The following is a 24,149-nucleotide window of genomic DNA, read 5'->3' on the forward strand; positions in this document are numbered from 1 at the left end:
ATTGAAAAAGTTCTGTAAACCCCTGAAATCTGACTATTTTTGCGAAAACCCAAGTTTTCGCCCTTCGCCCTGCATTTACCTGCTTCTCCCGCAGCCAAATGCCCCGATCAGCGCTCGTGCATGGCCTCTGCGCGGGATTTGATGATTGGCTTGAGCAGGTAGCTCAAGATGCTCTTCTTGCCGGTGATGATGTCCACAGAGGCCACCATGCCGGGGATGATCAGCAGGGGTTTGTCGTCGGTGCCGAGGTGGCTGCGGTCGGTGCGCAGTTTGATGACGTAGAAGGTGTTTTTCTTCTCTTCATCCATCACGGTGTCGGCGCCGATCTGTTCGAGTTTGCCTTTGAGGCCGCCGTAGATGGTGTAGTCGTAGGCGGTGAATTTGATCATTGCTTCCTGGCCGGGGTGGAGGAAGGCGATGTCTTGCGGGCGGATCTTGGCTTCTACCAGCAAGGTGTCGTCCAGCGGTACGACTTCGGCGATGTCGCTGCCGGGCTGGATCACGCCGCCTACGGTGTTGACCAGCATTTGCTTGACGATACCGCGCACGGGGGAGGTGACCATGGTGCGGCTGACGCGGTCTTCCAGGCCTTTGGAGGTGGCTTGGGCCTTGCTCAGGTTGGTGCGCGCTTCGTTCAGTTGAGCCAGGGCTTCGCTGCGGAATTTGCCGCGGGTCTCGTCGATTTTGCGTTGCACTTCGTTGATGGCGGCCTGGGCGCGGGGGATGGCCAGGGTGGTGCCGTCGAGCATGCCGCGAGTTTCCACTTCGGAGCGTTTGAGGCGCAGCACTTCTACCGGCGAGACCGCGCCCTGTTGTACCAGCGGTTCGGACATGCCGATCTCCTGGCGCAGCAGGTTCAGGCTGTTGCGGTATTGGTCCTGCTTGGAGGCGAATTCACGCAGTTCCTGCTGGCGTTGCAGCAGTTGTTGTTGCAGCCCGCCGATTTCGTCCGACAGTTGCTGGCGTCGGCTCAGGTACAGCGACTCTTCGTTCGAAGCCTGGTTGGGCACGGCTTTGCGCGCGTCTTCGGTAATGTTCAGCGGGCGATTTTCGACTTCGGCGCTGAGGCGCTCCACGCGCAGTTCCATGGCCACGCGGTCGGCTTCGGTTTCGCCGACGTTGGAGGCAAAGCGTGTGTCGTCCAGGCGTACCAGCGGCGCGCCGGCGTCGACGATTTGGCCTTCATGCACGTAGATCTGGGCGACGATGCCGCCTTCCAGGTTCTGGATTTTCTGGATGCGCGAGGAGGGGATCGCCTTGCCTTCGCCTTTGGTCACTTCATCGATGATCGCAAAGTGCGCCCACAGTATCAGGAACACGAAGAAGCCGATCACGCCCCAAATGGTCAGGCGCACGATGCGCGGGGCGTCGTCGACCAGGGCTTTTTCGACTTCGGGCAAGGGCTGGTCTTCGAGCGAGTCGGTGCCTCTGAAATAGCCGAAGATGACGTCTTTCAAACGGCGTGGGCCGGATTTAAGCAACACTGATCTGCCCCTTTTTCAGCGCTTCCATGACGGCCGCTTTTGGACCGTCCGCGAGTATCTGGCCACGGTCGATCACCAGCAGGCGATCCACCAGGCTCAACAGCGAGGCGCGGTGGGTGACCAGAATCACCGTCTTGTTTTCGATCACCGACTGCAAGCGCTGTTTCAGGCGCTCTTCGCCGGTGTTGTCCATGGCGCTGGTCGGTTCGTCCAGCAGCAGGATCGGTGGGTTCAATAGCAACGCACGGGCGAGGGCGACGTTTTGTCGCTGGCCGCCGGAGAGGTTTTGCCCGCGTTCGCCCACTTGCAGTTCGTAACCTTGCGGATGCAGCCTGGCAAATTCATGCACGCCGGCCAGTTCTGCGGCTTGCAGCACCATTTCGTCGTCCACGTAGCGTGCGCCCGAGACGAGGTTGTCGCGCAAGGTGCCGGCCAGCAGTTGGATGTCCTGGGCCACGTAGCCGATGTTGTGGCGCAATTCGCTGACATCGATCTGGCGAATGTCCACGCCATCGACCAGCAACGAGCCCGAATCCGGCTGGTAAAGACCGACCAGCAGTTTGGCCAGCGAGCTTTTGCCCGAGCCGCTGCGCCCGATGATGCCGATCTTCTCGCCCGCCCGCACATTCAGGTTGATGCCGCGCAGCGCCAGGTTTTGTTGGTTCGGGTAGGTGAAGTCGACTTCGCGGAACGTCATCGCGCCTTGCAGCGCCTTGCGGCTGAGCGGGCGTTCGTCGTAGTTGCGTTCTTGCGGCAACTCCATCATCTGGTCGACCGAGACCATCGTCACCTTGGCTTGCTGGTAGCGCGTCAGCAGCCCCGACAGTTGCGCCAACGGGCCCAGTGCGCGACCGCTGAGCATGTAGCAGGCAACGAGGCCGCCCATGCTGAGGGCGCCATCAATGATCTGGTACACGCCGAAAATGATCATCGCCACGCCGGCCACTTGCTGGATCAGCAAGGTGATGTTCATGGCCAGGCCGGACAACACCTTGACCCGCAGTTCCAGGCGGCTGAGGGTGCCAATGGTCTGTTCCCATTGATACTGGCGCTCGCTTTCTGCGTTATTGACCTTGACCGCATCGAGCCCGGCGAGGGTTTCGATCAGGCTCGACTGGCGCTCGGCGCCCAGGGCCATGGTGCGCTCCAGTGTCGCAGTCAGCGGTTTCTGGAGCATGTGGCCGATACCCAGGGCCAGCGGGAAGGCGATGATCGGAATCCACACCAGGTGGCCGCCGAGCATGGCGATCACCACCAGGATGATCAGGGTGAAGGGCAGGTCGATCAGGCTGGCGAGGGTCAGCGAGGTGAGGAAGTCGCGCATCCCCTGGAATTCATGGATGTTCTGCGCAAAGCTGCCGACCCGCGCCGGGCGCACTTTCATGGCCATGCCCACGATGCGCTCGAACAGCGTCGCGGAGATGATCAGGTCGGTTTTTTTGCCCGCCAGGTCCAGGCATAAACTGCGCAGGCTCTTGAGCAGCAGATCGAACAGGTACGCGCCGCAGATACCGATGGCCAGCACCCACAAGGTGGCGGTGGCCTGGTTGGGGACCACGCGGTCATACACGTTCATCACAAACAGCGGTGCGGCCAGGGCGATCAGGTTGATCACCAGGCTCGCGGCGATTGCGTCGGCGTAGAGCCAGCGCGAGCGCTTGAGGGTGTCTCGGAACCACGAGCGTGCGCGCGGAATCAGCGTGCCGCTGGTGATGTCAAATTTATGCTGCGGTTGGGCGAAAAATACCCGACCGCTGTAATCCTGACTCAAGGTTTCACGGCTGACCTGTACTTCGCCGCCGTCGCTTTCGCTGAGCAGCAGTCGCGCCGTGTCGCCTTCCCAGCCCAACAGCACCGCGCTGCGCCCTTCCTTGAGCAGCAGCATGGCGGGCAGTGCGATGGATGGAATCTGTTCCAGCTTGCGCTGCAGCAACCGCCCCTGCAAACCCGCCCGAGCGGCTGCACGCGGCAGCAGCTCGGCGCTCAGGCGCTGGGCCGCGAGTGGCAGCCCAGTGGTCAGCATTGCGCGGCTGGCGGGTTTGTAATGCAGTGAGCAGAGTGTCAACAACCCGTCCAGCAAGGGGTCGTCATGCTGACTGCGCGGGTCATGGTTGAGTTGCGCCACACCTATTTCAGAATCCAAGCTGACTCTCTCTTACTGCAGTTGAGTGGTCCAACGCCGTCAAGAATCAGTTCATCCCTGGCAGGTTTACCGACGGTTTAATATCGTTCTGCACAACCGATGCCATCGGCGCTACCACGCCCTGACTTCTCAGCAGTTGGCCCATGTCGGCCTTGATTCGATACTGCGTGTAGATCTGCAGGTTTTTGATCTGCGCCAGACGCTGCTGAGCGGTGAACAGTTCATTCTCGCTGTCGAGCAAGTCGAGCAGTGTACGCTCACCGAGGCTGAACTGCTGTTGATACGAGGTACGTACTCGCGTGCTGCGGTCCACGTATTCCTGCGCGATCGGCACCTGCTGGGTGGCGTTGTTGTAGGCGTTCCACGCCAGGCCCAGCTCTTCGTTCAGCTGACGCAGGGCGTTGTTGCGGATGTCCAGCGCCTGGGAGGCCTGGGAAGCCTTGGACTGCAGGTTGGCCTTGTCGGTGCCGCCGTTGAACAGGTTGAACTGCATGTTCAGCATGGCGGAATAGCTGTTGTCATGGCCTGGGTCGCCGGCGATGTTGTCGTTGGCCGAACGTTGCAGCACCGCATCGAAGCGCGGGTAGAAGGTCGACTTGGCGGATTCGTACTGCTTTTCAGCGGCGGTGATATCCGATTCGGCAGAGCGCAATACCGGGCTGTCGGCAATCATCTGGCGGCGTGCGTCATCCAGGCTGGCTGGCAGCAAGGTCACGATGCCCGCTGGCTTTTCCAGTTGGTCAGGCTCTTGGCCGACAACGCTCATGTAGTTGGTATTGGCGTCAGCCAGGTTGGTCTGTTCGGTGATCAGGTTGTTTCGAGCCTGAGCCAGACGGGCTTCGGCCTGGTCCATGTCCGCCATTCTTCCGACGCCACGGCTGGTGCGCAATTTGATCTGGTCAAAAATGCGTTCGTGGCTTTTCAGGTTCTCTTCTGCCAGTTGCACCATCTCGCGACGGGTCAAGACATCCAGATAAACCTGGGCGACCGTCAGGGCGGTGCGCTCGGTCGTGTTGAGCAGCGCATAACCGCGGGAATTGGCGGTGGCTTGTTGGCGGCCTACTTCATTTTGGGTGCCAAAACCCTGGAACAGGTTTTGCTGCAGACGAATGGTCGATTCGCCGCGGTTCATGGTTTTCCAATCGTGGCTGTTGCTGGCCGCGCGGGTGGTGGTGTTGTCCGAGCTTTCACGGCCATAACCGCCCAGCAAGTCGACTTTAGGCAAGTAGCCGCCTTTGGCTGCGTCGACTTGGTAGTCAGCAGCAATGCGCGCATTGACACCCGCTTGGATCTCCGGATGGACTTCCACCGCTTTCTGCATCGCTTCCGTCAGCGTTTGAGCCTGTACGAAACTGGCGGCTAGAGCAAAAGGCAAAGCTTTGAATAAGTGCAAACGCATTGTGATTCTTCCCTGGGGATTGGTTGCCTGGAAAACCGCAACAAACTTGAAATAGTGCATTGGATTGGCAACCGAAATCACTGCTTGTCATGAGTGCTGGACGGTGCAAACAGAAAGTCGCGATGCCGTGTAAATATCAATGTGACATTACCGGGCGGATTGTTTAGGATGGCGCCAAATAGGTCAATACCTTGACGGAAAAGTAATTCGTCGAGCAAAACACCAAAATATTGACGCCAAATTTTTTACATGGGTTTAACGTACTCCAGCTATTGAATCGGCACTAGAGAGAAAGGCCGGTCTCCATGATGGATGCCCCCTGAACGGTAATACACGGAGAGTCTTTTATGAGCAGCGTTGCGGTCGTCAAAAGCATTGTCGGTCAAGTGTTTGCGGTATCCCCGGAAGGGATTCGTCGCCTGCTGGTAGAAGGGGATCGTTTGTTTGCAGGGGAGCAGGTGGAAACCGGTCCTGCCGGCTCCGTGTCGCTGGAGCTTGCCGATGGCCGCACCCTTGACCTGGGGCGCGACACGCAATGGAGCGCGAACACGCCTGACTCAGTGACCGACCTGAGTGCCGCCACTGCCCAGGAAGCACCCTCCGTTGCCGAACTGCAGCAAGCCATCGCTGCCGGTGCCGACCCGACCCAAGACCTTGAAGCCACAGCTGCCGGCCCGACTGCCGCTGGCGCGGACGGCGCCGTGGGTGGCGGCCACAGCTTTGTCGTGCTGGACGCCACCGCAGGCACGGTTGACCCTACCATCGGTTATCCGACGAACGGCTTGAATGCCGCCGATGCCGCGACCAGCCTGTTCACCGCCGCTACCAATAACAGCCTCGATCCGCGCAGCGTCACCATCACCTTGACTGCCACGCCGAGCATCACCGAAGCCGGCGGCGTCGTGGTTTACACCGTGTTTGTCACCCAGGCGCCGACCAGTGACCTGACCGTCACCTTGTCCAACGGCTTGTCTGTCGTGGTCCTCGCCGGCCAGACCGCGGGCGCGCTGAACGTCACGTTCGCGGGCAATGACACGCCTTACCTGGATGCCTCGTCGATCTCCGCCACCATCACCGGCACGTCCGGCGGCGGCAACCTGATCATCACCACCGACCCGGCGCCGGCCGTTACGCAGATCAATGACACCATCGACACCACCACCGTCACGCTGAGCGCGAACGCGTCGGTCGATGAGGGCGGCAAGATCGTTTATACCGCGACCGTGAACAACGCCGCGCAGACCGACGTCACCATCACGCTGTCCAACAACACCACCATCACCATCGAAGCCGGTAAAACCACGGGCACCGTCAGCGTCGATACGCCGGCAAACCTGGCCGATGGCAAAGACCTGACCGTCAGCGCCACCATCACCGGTGCAAGCGGCGGTAACTACGAAAACCTGGCGATCAACCCGGAAGCCGCCACTACCACCGTGATCGCTGTCGACAACCCGAGCGTGCTGGTCGCAGACACCAACACGGTTGCCGAGGAGCAGGTTGCCACTGGCAACGTGCTGAGCAATGACAGCGACATCGACAACGTGCTGACCGTCGCGACGTTCACCGTTGGCGGCACCACGTATAACGCAGGCCAAACCGCCATTGTCGAAGGTGTCGGTACCGTCACCATCGGTGCGGATGGTGCGTATGCGTTTACCCCGGTCAAGGATTACAACGGTGAAGTGCCGCAAATCGGCTACACCACCAATACCGGTTCGAGCAGCACGCTGGACGTGACGGTGACGCCGGTTAACGACGCGCCGGTGGCAGTGGTGGTCGCAGCGAACGGAGCTGAAGATCCGGCCCAGGGCATTGCGGTCAAACTGAGTGCGACCGATGGGGATGGTTTGGCGAACGTGAAATCGTTCACTGTTGGCACGCCAACCAATGGCACGTTCTACACCGACGCGGCCATGACCAAACCGGTGACCGGCTCGATCGACGCGGTCAACGGCGAAGCGACGATTTACTTCAAGCCGAACGAAAACTTCAACGGCACCGCGAATTTCACCTATACCGCGACCGACAGCGGCAACGCGGATGGCAGCAACCCGCTGACCTCTGCTCCGGCTAACGGCACTGTCACTGTGACGGCGGTCAACGATGCACCGGAAGCGATCGCGACCACTGCAACCGGGACTGAAGATCCAAGCGTAGGCATTGCGGTCAAGCTGAGCGCGACCGATGTGGATGGCCTGGCGAACGTGAAATCGTTCACCGTCGGCGAGTCGGCCAACGGCACGTTCTACACCGACGCTGCCATGACCAAGCCGGTGACTGGCGCGATTGACGCGGTCAATGGCGAAGCCACCGTGTACTTCAAGCCGAACGAAAACTTCAACGGCACCGCGAACTTCACCTACACCGCGACCGACAGTGGCAACGCTGACGGCAGCAACCCGCTGACCTCTGCGCCGGCTAACGGCACTGTCACTGTGACGGCGGTCAACGATGCGCCTGAGGCTGTGGCGACCACTGCGACGGGCTCTGAAGATTCGGCCCAGGGTATTGAAGTCAAGCTTTCGGCCACCGACGTAGACGGCGTGGACAACGTGAAATCGTTCACTGTCGGCACGCCAACCAATGGCACGTTCTACACCGATGCTGCCATGACCAAACCGGTGACTGGCTCGATTGATGCGGTCAACGGCGAAGCGACTGTTTACTTCAAGCCAAACGAAAACTTCAACGGCACCGCGAATTTCACTTATACCGCGACCGACAGCGGCAACGCTGACGGCAGCAACCCGCTGACTTCGACCCCAGCCAACGGCACCATCACTGTCACTGCGGTGAACGATGCGCCGGTGGCTGTGGCGACCACTGCGACCGGTTCTGAAGATCCGGCCCAGGGCATCGAAGTCAAGCTTTCGGCCACTGATATCGATGGCGTGGAGAACGTGAAATCGTTCACCGTCGGCACGCCTACCAACGGCACGTTCTACACCGATGCGGCCATGACCAAGCCGGTAACCGGCTCGATCGACGCGGTCAACGGCGAAGCCACGGTTTACTTCAAACCGAACGAAAACTTCAACGGCACGGCGAACTTCACCTACACCGCGACCGACAGCGGCAATGCTGATGGCACCAACCCGCTGACTTCTACTCCGGCCAACGGCACTATCACCGTGACTGCGGTCAACGATGCGCCAGAAGCTGTCGCCACTACCGCGACCGGTTCTGAAGATCCGGCCCAGGGCATCGAAGTCAAGCTTTCGGCCACTGATATCGATGGCGTGGAGAACGTGAAATCGTTCACCGTCGGCACGCCTACCAACGGCACGTTCTATACCGACGCTGCCATGACCAAGCCGGTAACCGGCTCGATCGACGCGGTCAACGGCGAAGCCACGGTTTACTTCAAACCGAACGAAAACTTCAACGGCACGGCGAACTTCACCTATACCGCGACCGACAGTGGCAACGCTGACGGCACCAACCCGCTGACTTCTACTCCGGCCAACGGCACTATCACCGTGACGGCGGTCAACGATGCGCCGGTCGCCGCACCGACCACCGCAACGGGTTCTGAAGATCCGGTTCAAGGCATCGAAGTCAAACTGAGCGCGACCGACGTAGATGGCGTGACAGACGTGAAATCCTTCACCGTCGGCACCCCAACCAACGGCACCTTCTACACCGACGCGGCCATGACCAAGCCAGTTACTGGCTCGATCGACGCCGTTAACGGTGAAGCCACCGTTTACTTCAAACCAAACGAAAACTTCAACGGCACCGCGAACTTCACCTACACCGCCACCGACGGCGGTATTGCTGACGGCGGCAGCCCGCTGACCTCTGCGCCTGCCAACGGCACTATCACCGTGACCCCGGTCAACGATGCACCAGTGGCTGCGGCCACTACCGCAACGGGTGCTGAAGATCCAAGCGTAGGTATCGCGGTCAAACTGAGCGCGACGGACGTAGACGGCGTGGCGGACGTGAAATCGTTCACTGTCGGCACGCCTACCAACGGCACGTTCTACACCGACGCCGCCATGACCAAACCGGTGACCGGCTCGATCGACGCCGTCAACGGCGAAGCCACCGTTTACTTCAAGCCAAATGAAAACTTCAACGGCACCGCGAACTTCACCTACACCGCGACCGACGGCGGTATTGCTGACGGCGGCAGCCCGCTGACCTCGGCTCCGGCCAACGGCACCATCACCGTGACTCCGGTCAACGATGCACCGGTCGCCGCACCGACCACCGCAACGGGTTCTGAAGATCCGGTTCAAGGCATCGAAGTCAAACTGAGCGCGACCGACGTAGATGGCGTGACAGACGTGAAATCGTTCACCGTCGGCACCCCAACCAACGGCACGTTCTACACCGACGCCGCCATGACCAAGCCAGTGACTGGCTCGATTGACGCAGTCAACGGCGAAGCCACCGTTTACTTCAAGCCAAACGAAAACTTCAACGGCACCGCGAACTTCACCTACACCGCGACCGACGGCGGTATCGCTGACGGCGGCAGCCCGCTGACCTCGGCTCCGGCCAACGGCACCATCACCGTGACTCCGGTCAACGATGCGCCGGTCGCCGCACCGACCACCGCAACGGGTTCCGAAGATCCGGTTCAAGGCATCGAAGTCAAACTGAGCGCCACCGACGTAGACGGCGTGGCAGACGTGAAATCCTTCACCGTCGGCACCCCAACCAACGGCACCTTCTACACCGACGCGGCCATGACCAAGCCGGTAACCGGCTCGATCGACGCGGTCAACGGTGAAGCCACCGTTTACTTCAAGCCAAACGAAAACTTCAACGGCACCGCGAACTTCACCTACACCGCCACCGACGGCGGCATTGCTGGCGGCGGCAGCCCGCTGACCTCGGCTCCAGCCAACGGCACCATCACCGTGACTGCGGTGAACGACGCTCCGGTACTGGGCAACGCCTCGACCAACGCATTCGGCGACACCTATATTGAAGGCAAGCCTGGCGGCTACGTGGCGGCGAACCTGACCGTCAGCGACGTCGACAACAACACCCTGCAAAGCGCCAAAGTCACACTCGTCAACCACCTGGCAGACGATGTACTGATCGCAGATGTCAGCAACACCAAAATTGCAGTCAGCTACGACAAGGCCACGGGCATCTTGACCTTGTCCGGTGAGGCCACCACGGCTGAGTACCAGGAAGTCCTGCGTTCGGTACACTTCGCCAGCGAAAGCGAGAACCCGGACCCGGCCAATCGCACCCTGACCATCACCGTCAACGACGGCCAGCTGGATTCGGCGCCTGTCACCTCCGTGGTGTACGTGGTTCCGGTGAACGATCCGCCTGAGGTCAAGTTCGACAGCACCACATTCACTGAGCAAAAAGACGCAGTCGCGCTGGTCGAAAACCTGACCATCAAAGACGTCGACAACACCACCTTCAGCAAAGTCGTGGTCACCGTCGACCACCTGGCTGCAGGTGATTTGCTCAGCAATACCGATGTGCTCAAGGCCCTGGCCGTTGCCGGGATCACCATCACCCAGAGCGGCAGCGCCGCCGACGGGAAAATCGTCTACACCCTCACCAGCGACTCGAAGGCCGGCAGCAGCGCCGCCGACTTCGTCAAACTGGTTGAAGCCATCACCTTCCAGAGCCCGGGCAATAACCCTGTCGGTACCGATCGTACCGTCACCATCGATGTGACTGACAACGGTGGCGGCAACCTGGATCGCGAACCGCCGGAAACCGGCAGCGCCACTGGCAAGGTCACTATCGACCTGTTCAACGACGCCCCGACTGCATCGGCCGACAACACCACCGCCGATGAAGACCATACCGCCAAGATCGTGCTGGACGGCAAGGATGTGGACGGTACCGTCTCCAGCTTTGTCATCACCACCTTGCCGGAAAACGGCAAGCTGTACAGCGATGCCACGCTGCAAACCGAACTCAAAGTCGGCGACTCGGTGCCAGCGGGTGCCGACGGCAAGGCCGCGGTTTATTTCGCCCCGACCGGCGACTGGAGCGGCAAAACCGAGGTGACGTTCACTGCGGTCGACAACGGCGGTAAATCGAGCGCCGTAACGACGGCCGACATCACGATCGCGCCGGTTACCGACACTCCGCACCTGGGCCTGCTCGGCGGCGGCCCTGTGACCTCGATCAACTTCGACAGCGCCAACCTCAATGGTTCGTGGGGCATCGTCGGGGTAAATGACGCCAACAACGCGCCTGTCAGTGGCACCCCGAGCACTCCGTGGCTCACGGGGAATGCCGGCGGCCAAGTCGAAATCGGCCAAAGCAGCAACTACGGCGTAGAGACCCCAGGCAACAGCCAGGTCATCGAGCTTGAGAAAAACGCCGGCGACGACTCCAGCCTGTACACCATCATCAAGGCAGAAGCCGGCACGGCGTACACCATCTCGGTCGACTACTCGCCGCGTGCGGGCGCCGAGAACAATTCGGTGATCGACGTATTCTGGGGCGGCGTCAAAGTCGGCACCCTGGATACCACCACCGTCGGCATGAAGACTTACACCTTCGTCGTGCCGGTCACTGCTGACGGCGATGCCAAACTCGAGTTCAAAGCCCCGGCCGGGGATGCAAACAACTCGTTGGGCGGCGTGCTGGACAACATCAACGTCACCCAGGTGCTGAACACCGGCCTGGAAGACCATGCGATCAAGCTGTCGACCATCGACGCATACGCCACCGACAAGGATGGCTCCGAGACGCTCAAGCTGGAAGTCGGTGGCATACCGCTCAACGCGACCATCTCCGATGGCACGCCGGGCCACACCTTCACCGCGACGGCTGGCAATCAAAGCGTCGACATCAGCAACTGGAACAAGGCCACCCTGGTCTTCACCCCGGCGGAAAACGCCAACGGCCTGGTGAACCTCACCGTCACCGCCACCGCGCAGGACGGCACGGCTGATCCGAAGTCCGAGTCGATCACCCTGCCGATCAACGTGATTGCCGTTAACGATGCGCCAGAAGCTATCGCGACTACCGCGACCGGTTCCGAAGATCCGGTTCAAGGTATCGAAGTCAAACTTTCGGCTACTGATATCGATGGCGTGGAGAACGTGAAATCGTTCGCGGTTGGTACGTCGACCAACGGTACGTTCTATACCGATGCGGCGATGACCAAACCGGTGACTGGCTCGATCGACGCCATCAACGGCGAAGCCACGGTTTACTTCAAGCCAAATGCGAACTTCAACGGCACGGCGAACTTCACCTATACCGCCACCGACAGTGGCAATGCTGACGGCAGCAACCCGCTGACCTCGGCGCCTGCCAATGGCACCATCACTGTGACTGCGGTGAACGATGCGCCGGTTGCCGCACCGACCACTGCAACGGGTTCTGAAGATCCGGTCCAGGGTATCGAAGTTAAGCTTTCGGCCACTGACGTAGACGGCGTGGCGGACGTGAAATCGTTCACCGTCGGCACGCCAACCAATGGCACGTTCTACACCGATGCGGCCATGACCAAGCCAGTGACTGGCTCGATTGACGCGATCAACGGCGAAGCCACCGTTTACTTCAAGCCGAACGCGAACTTCAACGGTACCGCCAACTTCACTTACACCGCCACCGACGGTGGCATTGCTGACGGCGGCAGCCCGCTGACCTCAGCACCTGCCAACGGCACCATCACCGTAACTCCGGTCAACGATGCGCCTGTGGCTGTGACCACTACCGCGAGCGGTGCTGAAGATCCAAGCGTAGGTATCGCGGTCAAGCTGTCCGCCACCGACGTAGACGGCGTGGCAGACGTGAAATCCTTCACCGTCGGCACGCCTACCAACGGCACGTTCTACACCGACGCCGCTATGACCAAACCGGTGACCGGTTCCATTGACGCAGTCAACGGCGAAGCGACCGTTTACTTCAAGCCAAACGAAAACTTCAACGGCACGGCGAACTTCACCTACACCGCCACCGACGGCGGTATCGCTGACGGCGGCAGCCCGCTGACCTCAGCGCCTGCTAACGGCACTATCAGCGTGACTCCGGTCAACGATGCGCCAGTGGCTGTGACCACTACCGCAACGGGTGCTGAAGACCCAAGCGTAGGTATCGCGGTCAAACTGAGCGCGACCGACGTGGATGGCGTGGCAGACGTGAAATCGTTCACCGTCGGCACGCCAACCAATGGCACGTTCTACACCGATGCGGCGATGACCAAGCCAGTGACCGGCGCTATTGATGCGGTCAACGGCGAAGCGACCGTTTACTTCAAGCCGAACGCGAACTTCAACGGCACCGCGAACTTCACCTACACCGCTACCGACGGTGGTATTGCCGACGGCGGCAGCCCGCTGACCTCAGCACCTGCCAACGGCACCATCACCGTGACTCCGGTCAACGACGCGCCAGTGGCTGTGACCACTACCGCAACCGGTGCTGAAGACCCAAGCGTAGGTATCGCGGTCAAACTGAGCGCGACCGACGTAGACGGTGTGGCAGACGTGAAATCCTTCACCGTCGGCACGCCAACCAATGGCACGTTCTACACCGATGCGGCCATGACCAAGCCAGTGACTGGCTCGATTGACGCGGTCAACGGCGAAGCGACCGTTTACTTCAAGCCGAACGCGAACTTCAACGGCACCGCGAACTTCACTTACACCGCGACCGACGGCGGTATCGCTGACGGCGGTAGCCCGCTGACCTCGGCACCTGCCAACGGCACCATCACCGTGACCCCGGTCAACGACGCGCCTGTGGCTGTGACCACTACCGCGACCGGTGCTGAAGATCCAAGCGTAGGTATCGCGGTCAAACTGTCCGCCACCGACGTAGATGGAGTGGCAGACGTGAAATCCTTCACCGTCGGCACGCCAACCAATGGCACGTTCTACACCGATGCGGCCATGACCAAACCGGTGACCGGTTCCATTGACGCGGTCAACGGCGAAGCGACCGTTTACTTCAAGCCGAACGCGAACTTCAACGGCACCGCGAACTTCACTTACACCGCGACCGACGGCGGTATCGCTGACGGCGGTAGCCCGCTGACCTCCGCGCCTGCTAACGGCACTATCACCGTGACCCCGGTCAACGATGCGCCTGTGGCTGTGACCACTACCGCAACCGGTGCTGAAGATCCAAGCGTAGGTATCGCGGTCAAACTGTCCGCCACCGACGTAGATGGAGTGGCAGACGTGAAATCCTTCACCGTCGGCACGCCAACCAATGGCACGTTCTACACCGACGCGGCGATGACCAAACCGGTGACCGGTTCCATTGACGCAGTCAACGGCGAAGCCACGGTTTACTTCAAACCAAACGAAAACTTCAACGGCACTGCGAACTTCACCTATACCGCCACCGACAGTGGCAATGCTGACGGCAGCAACCCGCTGACCTCGGCGCCTGCCAATGGCACCATCACTGTGACTGCGGTGAACGATGCGCCGGTTGCCGCACCGACCACTGCAACGGGTTCTGAAGATCCGGTCCAGGGTATCGAAGTTAAGCTTTCGGCCACTGACGTAGACGGCGTGGCGGACGTGAAATCGTTCACCGTCGGCACGCCAACCAATGGCACGTTCTACACCGATGCGGCCATGACCAAGCCAGTGACTGGCTCGATTGACGCGATCAACGGCGAAGCCACCGTTTACTTCAAGCCGAACGCGAACTTCAACGGTACCGCCAACTTCACTTACACCGCCACCGACGGTGGCATTGCTGACGGCGGCAGCCCGCTGACCTCAGCACCTGCCAACGGCACCATCACCGTAACTCCGGTCAACGATGCGCCTGTGGCTGTGACCACTACCGCGAGCGGTGCTGAAGATCCAAGCGTAGGTATCGCGGTCAAGCTGTCCGCCACCGACGTAGACGGCGTGGCAGACGTGAAATCCTTCACCGTCGGCACGCCTACCAACGGCACGTTCTACACCGACGCCGCTATGACCAAACCGGTGACCGGTTCCATTGACGCAGTCAACGGCGAAGCGACCGTTTACTTCAAGCCAAACGAAAACTTCAACGGCACGGCGAACTTCACCTACACCGCCACCGACGGCGGTATCGCTGACGGCGGCAGCCCGCTGACCTCAGCGCCTGCTAACGGCACTATCAGCGTGACTCCGGTCAACGATGCGCCAGTGGCTGTGACCACTACCGCAACGGGTGCTGAAGACCCAAGCGTAGGTATCGCGGTCAAACTGAGCGCGACCGACGTGGATGGCGTGGCAGACGTGAAATCGTTCACCGTCGGCACGCCAACCAATGGCACGTTCTACACCGATGCGGCGATGACCAAGCCAGTGACCGGCGCTATTGATGCGGTCAACGGCGAAGCGACCGTTTACTTCAAGCCGAACGCGAACTTCAACGGCACCGCGAACTTCACCTACACCGCTACCGACGGTGGTATTGCCGACGGCGGCAGCCCGCTGACCTCAGCACCTGCCAACGGCACCATCACCGTGACTCCGGTCAACGACGCGCCAGTGGCTGTGACCACTACCGCAACCGGTGCTGAAGACCCAAGCGTAGGTATCGCGGTCAAACTGAGCGCGACCGACGTAGACGGTGTGGCAGACGTGAAATCCTTCACCGTCGGCACGCCAACCAATGGCACGTTCTACACCGATGCGGCCATGACCAAGCCAGTGACTGGCTCGATTGACGCGGTCAACGGCGAAGCGACCGTTTACTTCAAGCCGAACGCGAACTTCAACGGCACCGCGAACTTCACTTACACCGCGACCGACGGCGGTATCGCTGACGGCGGTAGCCCGCTGACCTCGGCACCTGCCAACGGCACCATCACCGTGACCCCGGTCAACGACGCGCCTGTGGCTGTGACCACTACCGCGACCGGTGCTGAAGATCCAAGCGTAGGTATCGCGGTCAAACTGAGCGCGACCGATGTAGATGGCGTGGCGGACGTGAAATCCTTCACCGTCGGCACGCCAACCAATGGCACGTTCTACACCGATGCGGCCATGACCAAGCCAGTGACTGGCTCGATTGACGCGGTCAACGGCGAAGCGACCGTTTACTTCAAGCCGAACGCGAACTTCAACGGCACCGCGAACTTCACTTACACCGCGACCGACGGCGGTATCGCTGACGGCGGTAGCCCGCTGACCTCGGCACCTGCCAACGGCACCATCACCGTGACCCCGGTCAACGACGCGCCTGTGGCTGTGACCACTACCGCGACCGGTGCTGAAGATCCAAGCGTAGGTATCGCGGTCAAACTGAGCGCGACCGATGTAGATGGCGTGGCGGACGTGAAATCCTTCACCGTCGGCACGCCAACCAATGGCACGTTCTACACCGATGCGGCCATGACCAAACCGGTGACCGGTTCCATTGACGCGGTCAACGGCGAAGCGACCGTTTACTTCAAGCCGAACGCGAACTTCAACGGCACCGCGAACTTCACTTACACCGCGACCGACGGCGGTATCGCTGACGGCGGTAGCCCGCTGACTTCGGCTCCAGCCAACGGCACCATCACCGTAACTCCGGTCAACGATGCGCCTGTGGCTGTGACCACTACCGCAACCGGTGCTGAAGATCCAAGCGTAGGTATCGCGGTCAAGCTGTCCGCCACCGACGTGGACGGCGTGGCGGACGTGAAATCCTTCACCGTCGGCACGCCAACCAACGGTACGTTCTACACCGATGCGGCCATGACCAAGCCAGTGACTGGCTCGATTGACGCAGTCAACGGCGAAGCCACGGTGTACTTCAAACCAAACGCGAACTTCAACGGCACGGCGAACTTCACCTACACCGCTACCGACGGTGGTATTGCCGACGGCGGCAGCCCGCTGACCTCAGCGCCGGCTAACGGCACCATCACAGTAACTCCGGTCAACGACGCGCCTGTGGCTGTGACCACTACCGCGACGGGTGCTGAAGATCCAAGCGTAGGTATCGCGGTCAAACTGTCCGCCACCGACGTAGATGGCGTGGCAGACGTGAAATCCTTCACCGTCGGCACGCCAACCAATGGCACGTTCTACACCGATGCGGCCATGACCAAACCGGTGACCGGTTCCATTGACGCGGTCAACGGCGAAGCGACCGTTTACTTCAAGCCGAACGCGAACTTCAACGGCACCGCGAACTTCACCTACACCGCTACCGACGGTGGTATTGCCGACGGCGGCAGCCCGCTGACCTCAGCTCCAGCCAACGGCACTATCACCGTGACTCCGGTCAACGACGCGCCTGTGGCTGCGGCCACTACCGCGACCGGTGCTGAAGATCCAAGCGTAGGTATCGCGGTCAAACTGAGCGCGACCGATGTAGATGGCGTGGCGGACGTGAAATCCTTCACCGTCGGCACGCCAACCAATGGCACGTTCTACACCGATGCGGCCATGACCAAACCGGTGACCGGTTCCATTGACGCGGTCAACGGCGAAGCGACCGTTTACTTCAAGCCGAACGCGAACTTCAACGGCACCGCGAACTTCACTTACACCGCGACCGACGGCGGTATCGCTGACGGCGGTAGCCCGCTGACCTCAGCACCTGCCAACGGCACCATCACCGTGACTCCGGTCAACGACGCGCCAGTGGCTGTGACCACTACCGCAACCGGTGCTGAAGACCCAAGCGTAGGTATCGCGGTCAAACTGAGCGCGACCGACGTAGACGGTGTGGCAGACGTGAAATCCTTCACCGTCGGCACGCCAACCAATGGCACGTTCTACACCGATGCGGCCATGACCAAGCCAGTGACTGGCTCGATTGACGCGGTCAACGGCGAAGCGACCGTTTACTTCAAGCCGAACGCGAACTTCAACGGCACCGCGAACTTCACTTACACCGCGACCGACGGCGGTATCGCTGACGGCGGTAGCCCGCTGACCTCGGCACCTGCCAACGGCACCATCACCGTGACCCCGGTCAACGACGCGCCTGTGGCTGTGACCACTACCGCGACCGGTGCTGAAGATCCAAGCGTAGGTATCGCGGTCAAACTGAGCGCGACCGATGTAGATGGCGTGGCGGACGTGAAATCCTTCACCGTCGGCACGCCAACCAATGGCACGTTCTACACCGATGCGGCCATGACCAAGCCAGTGACTGGCTCGATTGACGCGGTCAACGGCGAAGCGACCGTTTACTTCAAGCCGAACGCGAACTTCAACGGCACCGCGAACTTCACTTACACCGCGACCGACGGCGGTATCGCTGACGGCGGTAGCCCGCTGACCTCGGCACCTGCCAACGGCACCATCACCGTGACCCCGGTCAACGACGCGCCTGTGGCTGTGACCACTACCGCGACCGGTGCTGAAGATCCAAGCGTAGGTATCGCGGTCAAACTGAGCGCGACCGATGTAGATGGCGTGGCGGACGTGAAATCCTTCACCGTCGGCACGCCAACCAATGGCACGTTCTACACCGATGCGGCCATGACCAAACCGGTGACCGGTTCCATTGACGCGGTCAACGGCGAAGCGACCGTTTACTTCAAGCCGAACGCGAACTTCAACGGCACCGCGAACTTCACTTACACCGCGACCGACGGCGGTATCGCTGACGGCGGTAGCCCGCTGACCTCAGCTCCGGCTAACGGCACCATCACCGTGACCCCGGTCAACGACGCGCCTGTGGCTGTGACCACTACCGCGACCGGTGCTGAAGACCCAAGCGTAGGTATCGCGGTCAAACTGAGCGCGACCGACGTAGACGGTGTGGCAGACGTGAAATCGTTCACCGTCGGCACGCCAACCAACGGCACGTTCTACACCGATGCAGCCATGACTAAACCGGTAACCGGCGCGATCACCGCGGTCAACGGCGAAGCCACCGTGTACTTCAAGCCAAACGAAAACTTCAACGGCACGGCCAACTTCACTTACACCGCGACCGACGGCGGTATCGCCGACGGCGGCAGCCCGCTGACCTCGGCACCTGCCAACGGCACCATCACCGTAACTCCGGTCAACGATGCGCCGACTGCGAGCAATGGCTACGTAGAAAGCAACGAAGACACCCCAGTCGAGCTGAAATGGTCGACGTTTGGGGTCAGTGATGTGGATTCCACGGACCTGAAAGTCGTCTTCACCAGCCTGCCCAACGGTGCCATCGAGTACAAAGTCGACGGTGTCTGGGTCAAGCTCAGCGCGGCTGATCTGAAAACCGATACGTCGCCGGGCAAGGCCTTCAGCCAGGCCGACTTCGACAATCACAATGTGCGTTACAGCCCAGCGGCCAACGAGTCGGGCGATAACAGCTTCGGCAACGCCGGCGTCGGTAACAAGCAGGGTGATTACACCGAGCTGAAGTTCCAGGCGACCGACGGCCAGCTCAACAGCGATACGAAAACCATCACCGTGGATATCCACCCAGTGACGGACGTTCCTGTCGTGACCGTCGGCGCATTCGGTGACGTGCCAACCGGCTTGACCATTCAAACCTGGACCGGCGGCAACCTGCCGGGTGCATTGGGTACGAACGGCAATGGGGTTGTTCAGTCCAGCGATTTGATCCGGGTCATCAACGCTCAAACGCCTGACAGCGCAGCCTCCACGGGTGTGACCGCCAACGTGAGCAACGCTAATGTGGTGGAACTCACCGCGACCAAAGTCTCCGGTCTGATTTACCTGGAAGCCGGCAAGAGCTACAGCTTCACCGGCAGCGCCGATGACAGCCTGGCGGTTACCGTCGGCGGCAAGTTGGTGTCGACCGAGACCTGGAGCCAGGGCACCGGGATCAACGCAACCCCCTTCACGCCGACAGAGTCGGGTTATTACACCCTCGACATCTATCACTACAACCAGGCCGGCCCGGGCAACTACGACGTCAATGTCTCGATCAACAACGGCCCGTCGATGGCGTTGGGCAGCAGCGGCGTGCAGACCTATACCAGCCTGGAAGCGTTGAAAGCCGCCGGGGCGGTGTTTGACGATGCTCATGTGGTCAACGGAGAAGGTTATTACACCGGCTACGTTTATAACCACGGCCTGGAAGACACTGCGATCAAGATCAGCCCGATCACGACCACGTTTGTCGACAATGACCAGTCGGAATCGCACAAGGTAGAAATCAGCGGCCTGCCTGAAGGCGCTGTCATCACCGACGGCGCCACGGGCCACAGCTATACCTCGACGGGTGCGACCACCCAGTACGATGTCAGCAATTGGAACCTGGCTACCCTGACCGTCACTCCGGCCAAGGATGCGACTGCCAATTTCGATCTGACTGTGACGGCAACGGCCAAAGAGTTGAGCACGCAGGTTGAAGAAGTCACGACTGGCAAGGTGAGCGTGGTGATCACTGCGGTCAACGACGCGCCGGTGGCTGTGGCCACTACTGCGACGGGTGCTGAAGACCCAAGCGTAGGTATCGCGGTCAAACTGAGCGCGACCGACGTAGACGGCCTGGCGAACGTGAAATCCTTCACCGTCGGCACGTCGACCAACGGCACCTTCTACACCGACGCGGCGATGACCAAACCTGTGACCGGCGCGATTACCGCGGTCAACGGCGAAGCCACCGTGTACTTCAAGCCGAACGCGAACTTCAACGGCACGGCGAACTTCACCTACACCGCGACCGACGGCGGCAACGCTGACGGCAGCAATGTACTGACCTCGCCAGCAGCCAACGGCAGCATCACCGTGACTCCGGTCAACGATGCGCCAGTGGCTGCGGCAACCACCGCGACCGGTGCTGAAGATCCAAGCGTGGGTATTGCAGTCAAGCTGAGCGCGACCGACGTAGACGGCCTGGCGAACGTGAAATCGTTCAGCGTCGGCACGCCAACCAATGGCACCTTCTACACCGACGCAGCGATGACCAAACCAGTGACCGGCGCGATTACCGCGGTCAACGGCGAAGCCACCGTGTACTTCAAGCCGAACACGAACTTCAACGGCACGGCGAACTTCACCTACACCGCGACCGACGGCGGCAACGCTGACGGCAGCAACGTACTGACCTCGCCAGCAGCCAACGGCAGCATCACCGTGACTCCGGTCAACGATGCGCCAGTGGCTGCAGCAACCACCGCGACCGGTTCTGAAGATCCAAGCGTAGGCATCGCGGTCAAGCTGTCCGCCACCGACGTCGATGGCCTGACCAACGTCAAGTCGTTCACCGTCGGCACGCCAACCAATGGCACCTTCTACACCGACGCGGCGATGACCAAAGCGGTGACCGGCGCCATTAACGCTGTCAACGGCGAAGCCACGGTTTACTTCAAACCGAACGCGAACTTCAACGGCACGGCGAACTTCACCTACACCGCGACCGACGGCGGCAACGCTGACGGCAGCAACGTACTGACCTCGCCAGCAGCCAACGGCAGCATCACCGTGACTCCGGTCAACGACGCGCCGGTGGCTGTGGCCACTACTGCGACGGGTGCTGAAGACCCAAGCGTAGGTATCGCGGTCAAGCTGAGCGCGACCGACGTAGACGGCCTGGCGAACGTGAAATCGTTCACCGTCGGCACGCCAACCAATGGCACCTTCTACACCGACGCGGCGATGACCAAAGCGGTGACCGGCGCGATTACCGCGGTCAACGGCGAAGCCACCGTGTACTTCAAACCGAACGCGAACTTCAACGGCACGGCGAACTTCACCTACACCGCGACCGACGGCGGCAACGCTGACGGCAGCAACGTACTGACCTCGCCAGCAGCCAACGGCAGCATCACCGTGACCCCGGTCAACGATGCGCCGGTTGCAGCGGCAACCACCGCGACCGGTGCTGAAGATCCAAGCGTAGGTATCGCGGTCAAGCTGAGTGCGACCGACGTAGACGGCCTGGCGAACGTGAAATCGTTCAGCGTCGGCACGCCAACCAACGGCACCTTCTACACCGACGCAGCGATGACCAAACCCGTGACCGGCGCGATTACCGCGGTCAACGGCGAAGCCACGGTTTACTTCAAGCCGAACGCGAACTTCAACGGCACGGCGAACTTCACCTACACCGCCACCGACAGCGGCAACGCTAACGGCAGCAATCCGCTGACCTCGGCCCCGGCCAACGGCACTATCACCGTGACCTCGGTCAACGACGCACCGACCCTGGACCTGAGCACCACAGACGGTTCCGTCCTCACCAGCTACAGCACGGCCTACTCGGAGCGCAGTACGGGTGGGATAGCGATCACCGGCAACGTAGCCATCGGTGACGTCGACAGCAGCCAGATGCAAAGCGCGACCATCACCTTGAAAAACGCCAGCGCGGGCGACCAGCTCAGCTCGAGCCTGGTGACCGTGGGCGGTACTTACAACGGCGTCACCCTGACCAGCGTTGGCACCGACGTCAGTGGCAAAATCGTCCTGACCCTGTCGGGCGCGGCTGACACGGCCACCTACAAGTCGTTGCTCGAGTCGTTCCAGTACTCCAGCACCAGCAAGTATCCGACCACGGGTGATCGCACTGTCGAGATCGCCGTGAAGGACAACGCAGGCGCTGACAGCCTGAGTTCGTCGGTGGCCACCAGCACCATTACCGTTACGCCACAGACTTATGTGGTGACGGAAGGCGGCGGCGCCGCCGATGTCGTCGACCTGAGCAGTACCTCGGCCAACAACATGGTGGTCGGTGACAAAGGCGGTATCGTCAATGCGGGCAGCAACTACAACATTGCCTTCATCGTCGATACCTCGGGCAGTATCGGCAGCAGTGCGATGAAGTCGATCAAGGCGCAGCTTGCGAGCGTGTTCGATACCTTGATCAGCAATGCCGGTAAAAGCGACTCGGGTGTTGTGAAAGTACTGCTGGTCGACTTCGATACGCGGGTCGAAGCGCAGGTCTCGGTCAACCTCGCCGACAAGGACGCCGCTAAAGCGGCCTTGCAGGCTGTGTTGACTCAGATGACGTCAAAATCGAGCGACATGACCAACTATCAGGATGCGTTCAACGCCGCCACCAACTGGTTCAAAGGCGACGAAGCCACGAGCAATGTGGGTGCAAAAAACCTGACGTACTTCATTACCGACGGTGAGCCGAACATGTACACCGCCATTCAGGGTAACCCTCTCCTGGGCTCGACCAGTTGGTTCGGCTCGAATGTTTACTTTGATAGCATCGTCAATAGCGGCAATTACGTCTTGGGTCAGACCAACTCGGTCACAACGACAATCAACGGCAGGACGCAGGTGATTGTCGATGGTGACGGCAAGGTCTATTCCTACGATGGTTGGGGTAATAAAAACCTCGAAGGCACCGTGGTGGCCAACAGCAGCGGCGGCTTTGACGTGGCGTCGGTCTACAACGACTCCAGCGCCGCCATGAGCAACGCCCAGTCGGCCTACTCCGATCTGGTCAACGCGGTTCCAGGCAAGGTTGTCGTCGAGGCCATCGGTCTGGGCTCGAACATTGATACCACTGTGCTCAAGCAGTTTGATACCGATCATACCGTCGCCACGATCGACACCGCGAAGCTGGCGGATGCCATCACCGGCCACGCGGCTGATACCGGCGCCGACACCCTCACCGGTGGTTCGGGCAACGACATTCTGTTCGGCGACCTGATCAGCTACAACAACCTTGAAGGCAGTGCTGCACTCAAGGCGTTCGCGGCCGACAAACTGGCCACGACTGTCGATCACATCGATGACCGTACCTTGCACCAGTTCATCACCGAGCACGTCGCTGACGTGGGTGCATTGGCCAGCGCGTCGAACATCTACGGCACCAACGACGGCGCTGACAAGCTGATCGGCAACGCCGGCGACGACATTCTGTTCGGCCAAGGCGGTAACGACGTGCTCAACGGCGGGGCGGGTAACGACATCCTGGTGGGCGGCAAGGGCAATGACACCCTCACCGGCGGCGCGGGGGCGGATACCTTCGTGTGGCTCAAAGGGGACACCAACACCGGGACTGGCGTCGATACCATCACCGACTTCAAGCACAGCGAAGGCGATAAGTTGGACCTGTCCGATTTGCTGCAAGGCAGTAACGACACCAACCTGACCAACTACCTGAAGTTGAGCACCGACTCGGCGGGCAACTCGACGCTGAGTGTCAGCAGCAGCGGTTCGTTCACGGCGCAGGGTGGCGGTACGGCCGATGTTACGATCAAGGTCGATGGCGCCAGCTGGGGCAGTGGCAGTGCCGCGATCAACAGCCTGATCGCCGGTGGTGATCTGACCGTCAAGCATCACGACTGATCACCCTGGAGCGCCAATCTTTCGGGATTGGT

The 24,149-nt window shown here is 60.7% G+C and carries 4 protein-coding genes; 1 reads left to right on the forward strand and 3 read right to left on the reverse strand.

The annotated features are described in order from the left end of the window. Window positions 1–107 precede the first annotated feature (107 nt). From JN756_RS01495 to JN756_RS01505, 3 genes are read right to left on the reverse strand one after another with little or no spacing between them, the layout of a single operon-like run. The gene (locus JN756_RS01495; RefSeq protein ID WP_046385021.1) at window positions 108–1,484 is read right to left on the reverse strand and encodes an HlyD family type I secretion periplasmic adaptor subunit; all 1,377 of its coding nucleotides are present in this window, start codon (window positions 1,482–1,484) and stop codon (window positions 108–110) included. Continuing rightward, window positions 1,474–3,627, reverse strand: a complete 2,154-nt coding sequence (locus JN756_RS01500) for a type I secretion system permease/ATPase (RefSeq protein WP_102618928.1) — start codon at window positions 3,625–3,627, stop codon at window positions 1,474–1,476. Before JN756_RS01500 ends, JN756_RS01495 begins: the two co-directional genes overlap by 11 nt. A 46-nt stretch (window positions 3,628–3,673) precedes the next feature. Continuing rightward, on the reverse strand, window positions 3,674–5,026 hold the full coding sequence (locus tag JN756_RS01505; RefSeq protein ID WP_046385019.1) for a TolC family outer membrane protein: 1,353 nt from the start codon (window positions 5,024–5,026) through the stop codon (window positions 3,674–3,676). Between the two features lie 347 nt (window positions 5,027–5,373). On the opposite strand from JN756_RS01505, the gene JN756_RS01510 reads away from it, so the two are divergent. Further along, entirely contained in the window at window positions 5,374–24,117 is an 18,744-nt protein-coding gene (locus JN756_RS01510; protein ID WP_250690865.1) for a tandem-95 repeat protein, read from the forward strand. Window positions 24,118–24,149: the final 32 nt, after the last annotated feature.

Source organism: Pseudomonas sp. Y39-6, from assembly GCF_023651955.1.
Taxonomy (GTDB): domain Bacteria; phylum Pseudomonadota; class Gammaproteobacteria; order Pseudomonadales; family Pseudomonadaceae; genus Aquipseudomonas; species Aquipseudomonas veronii.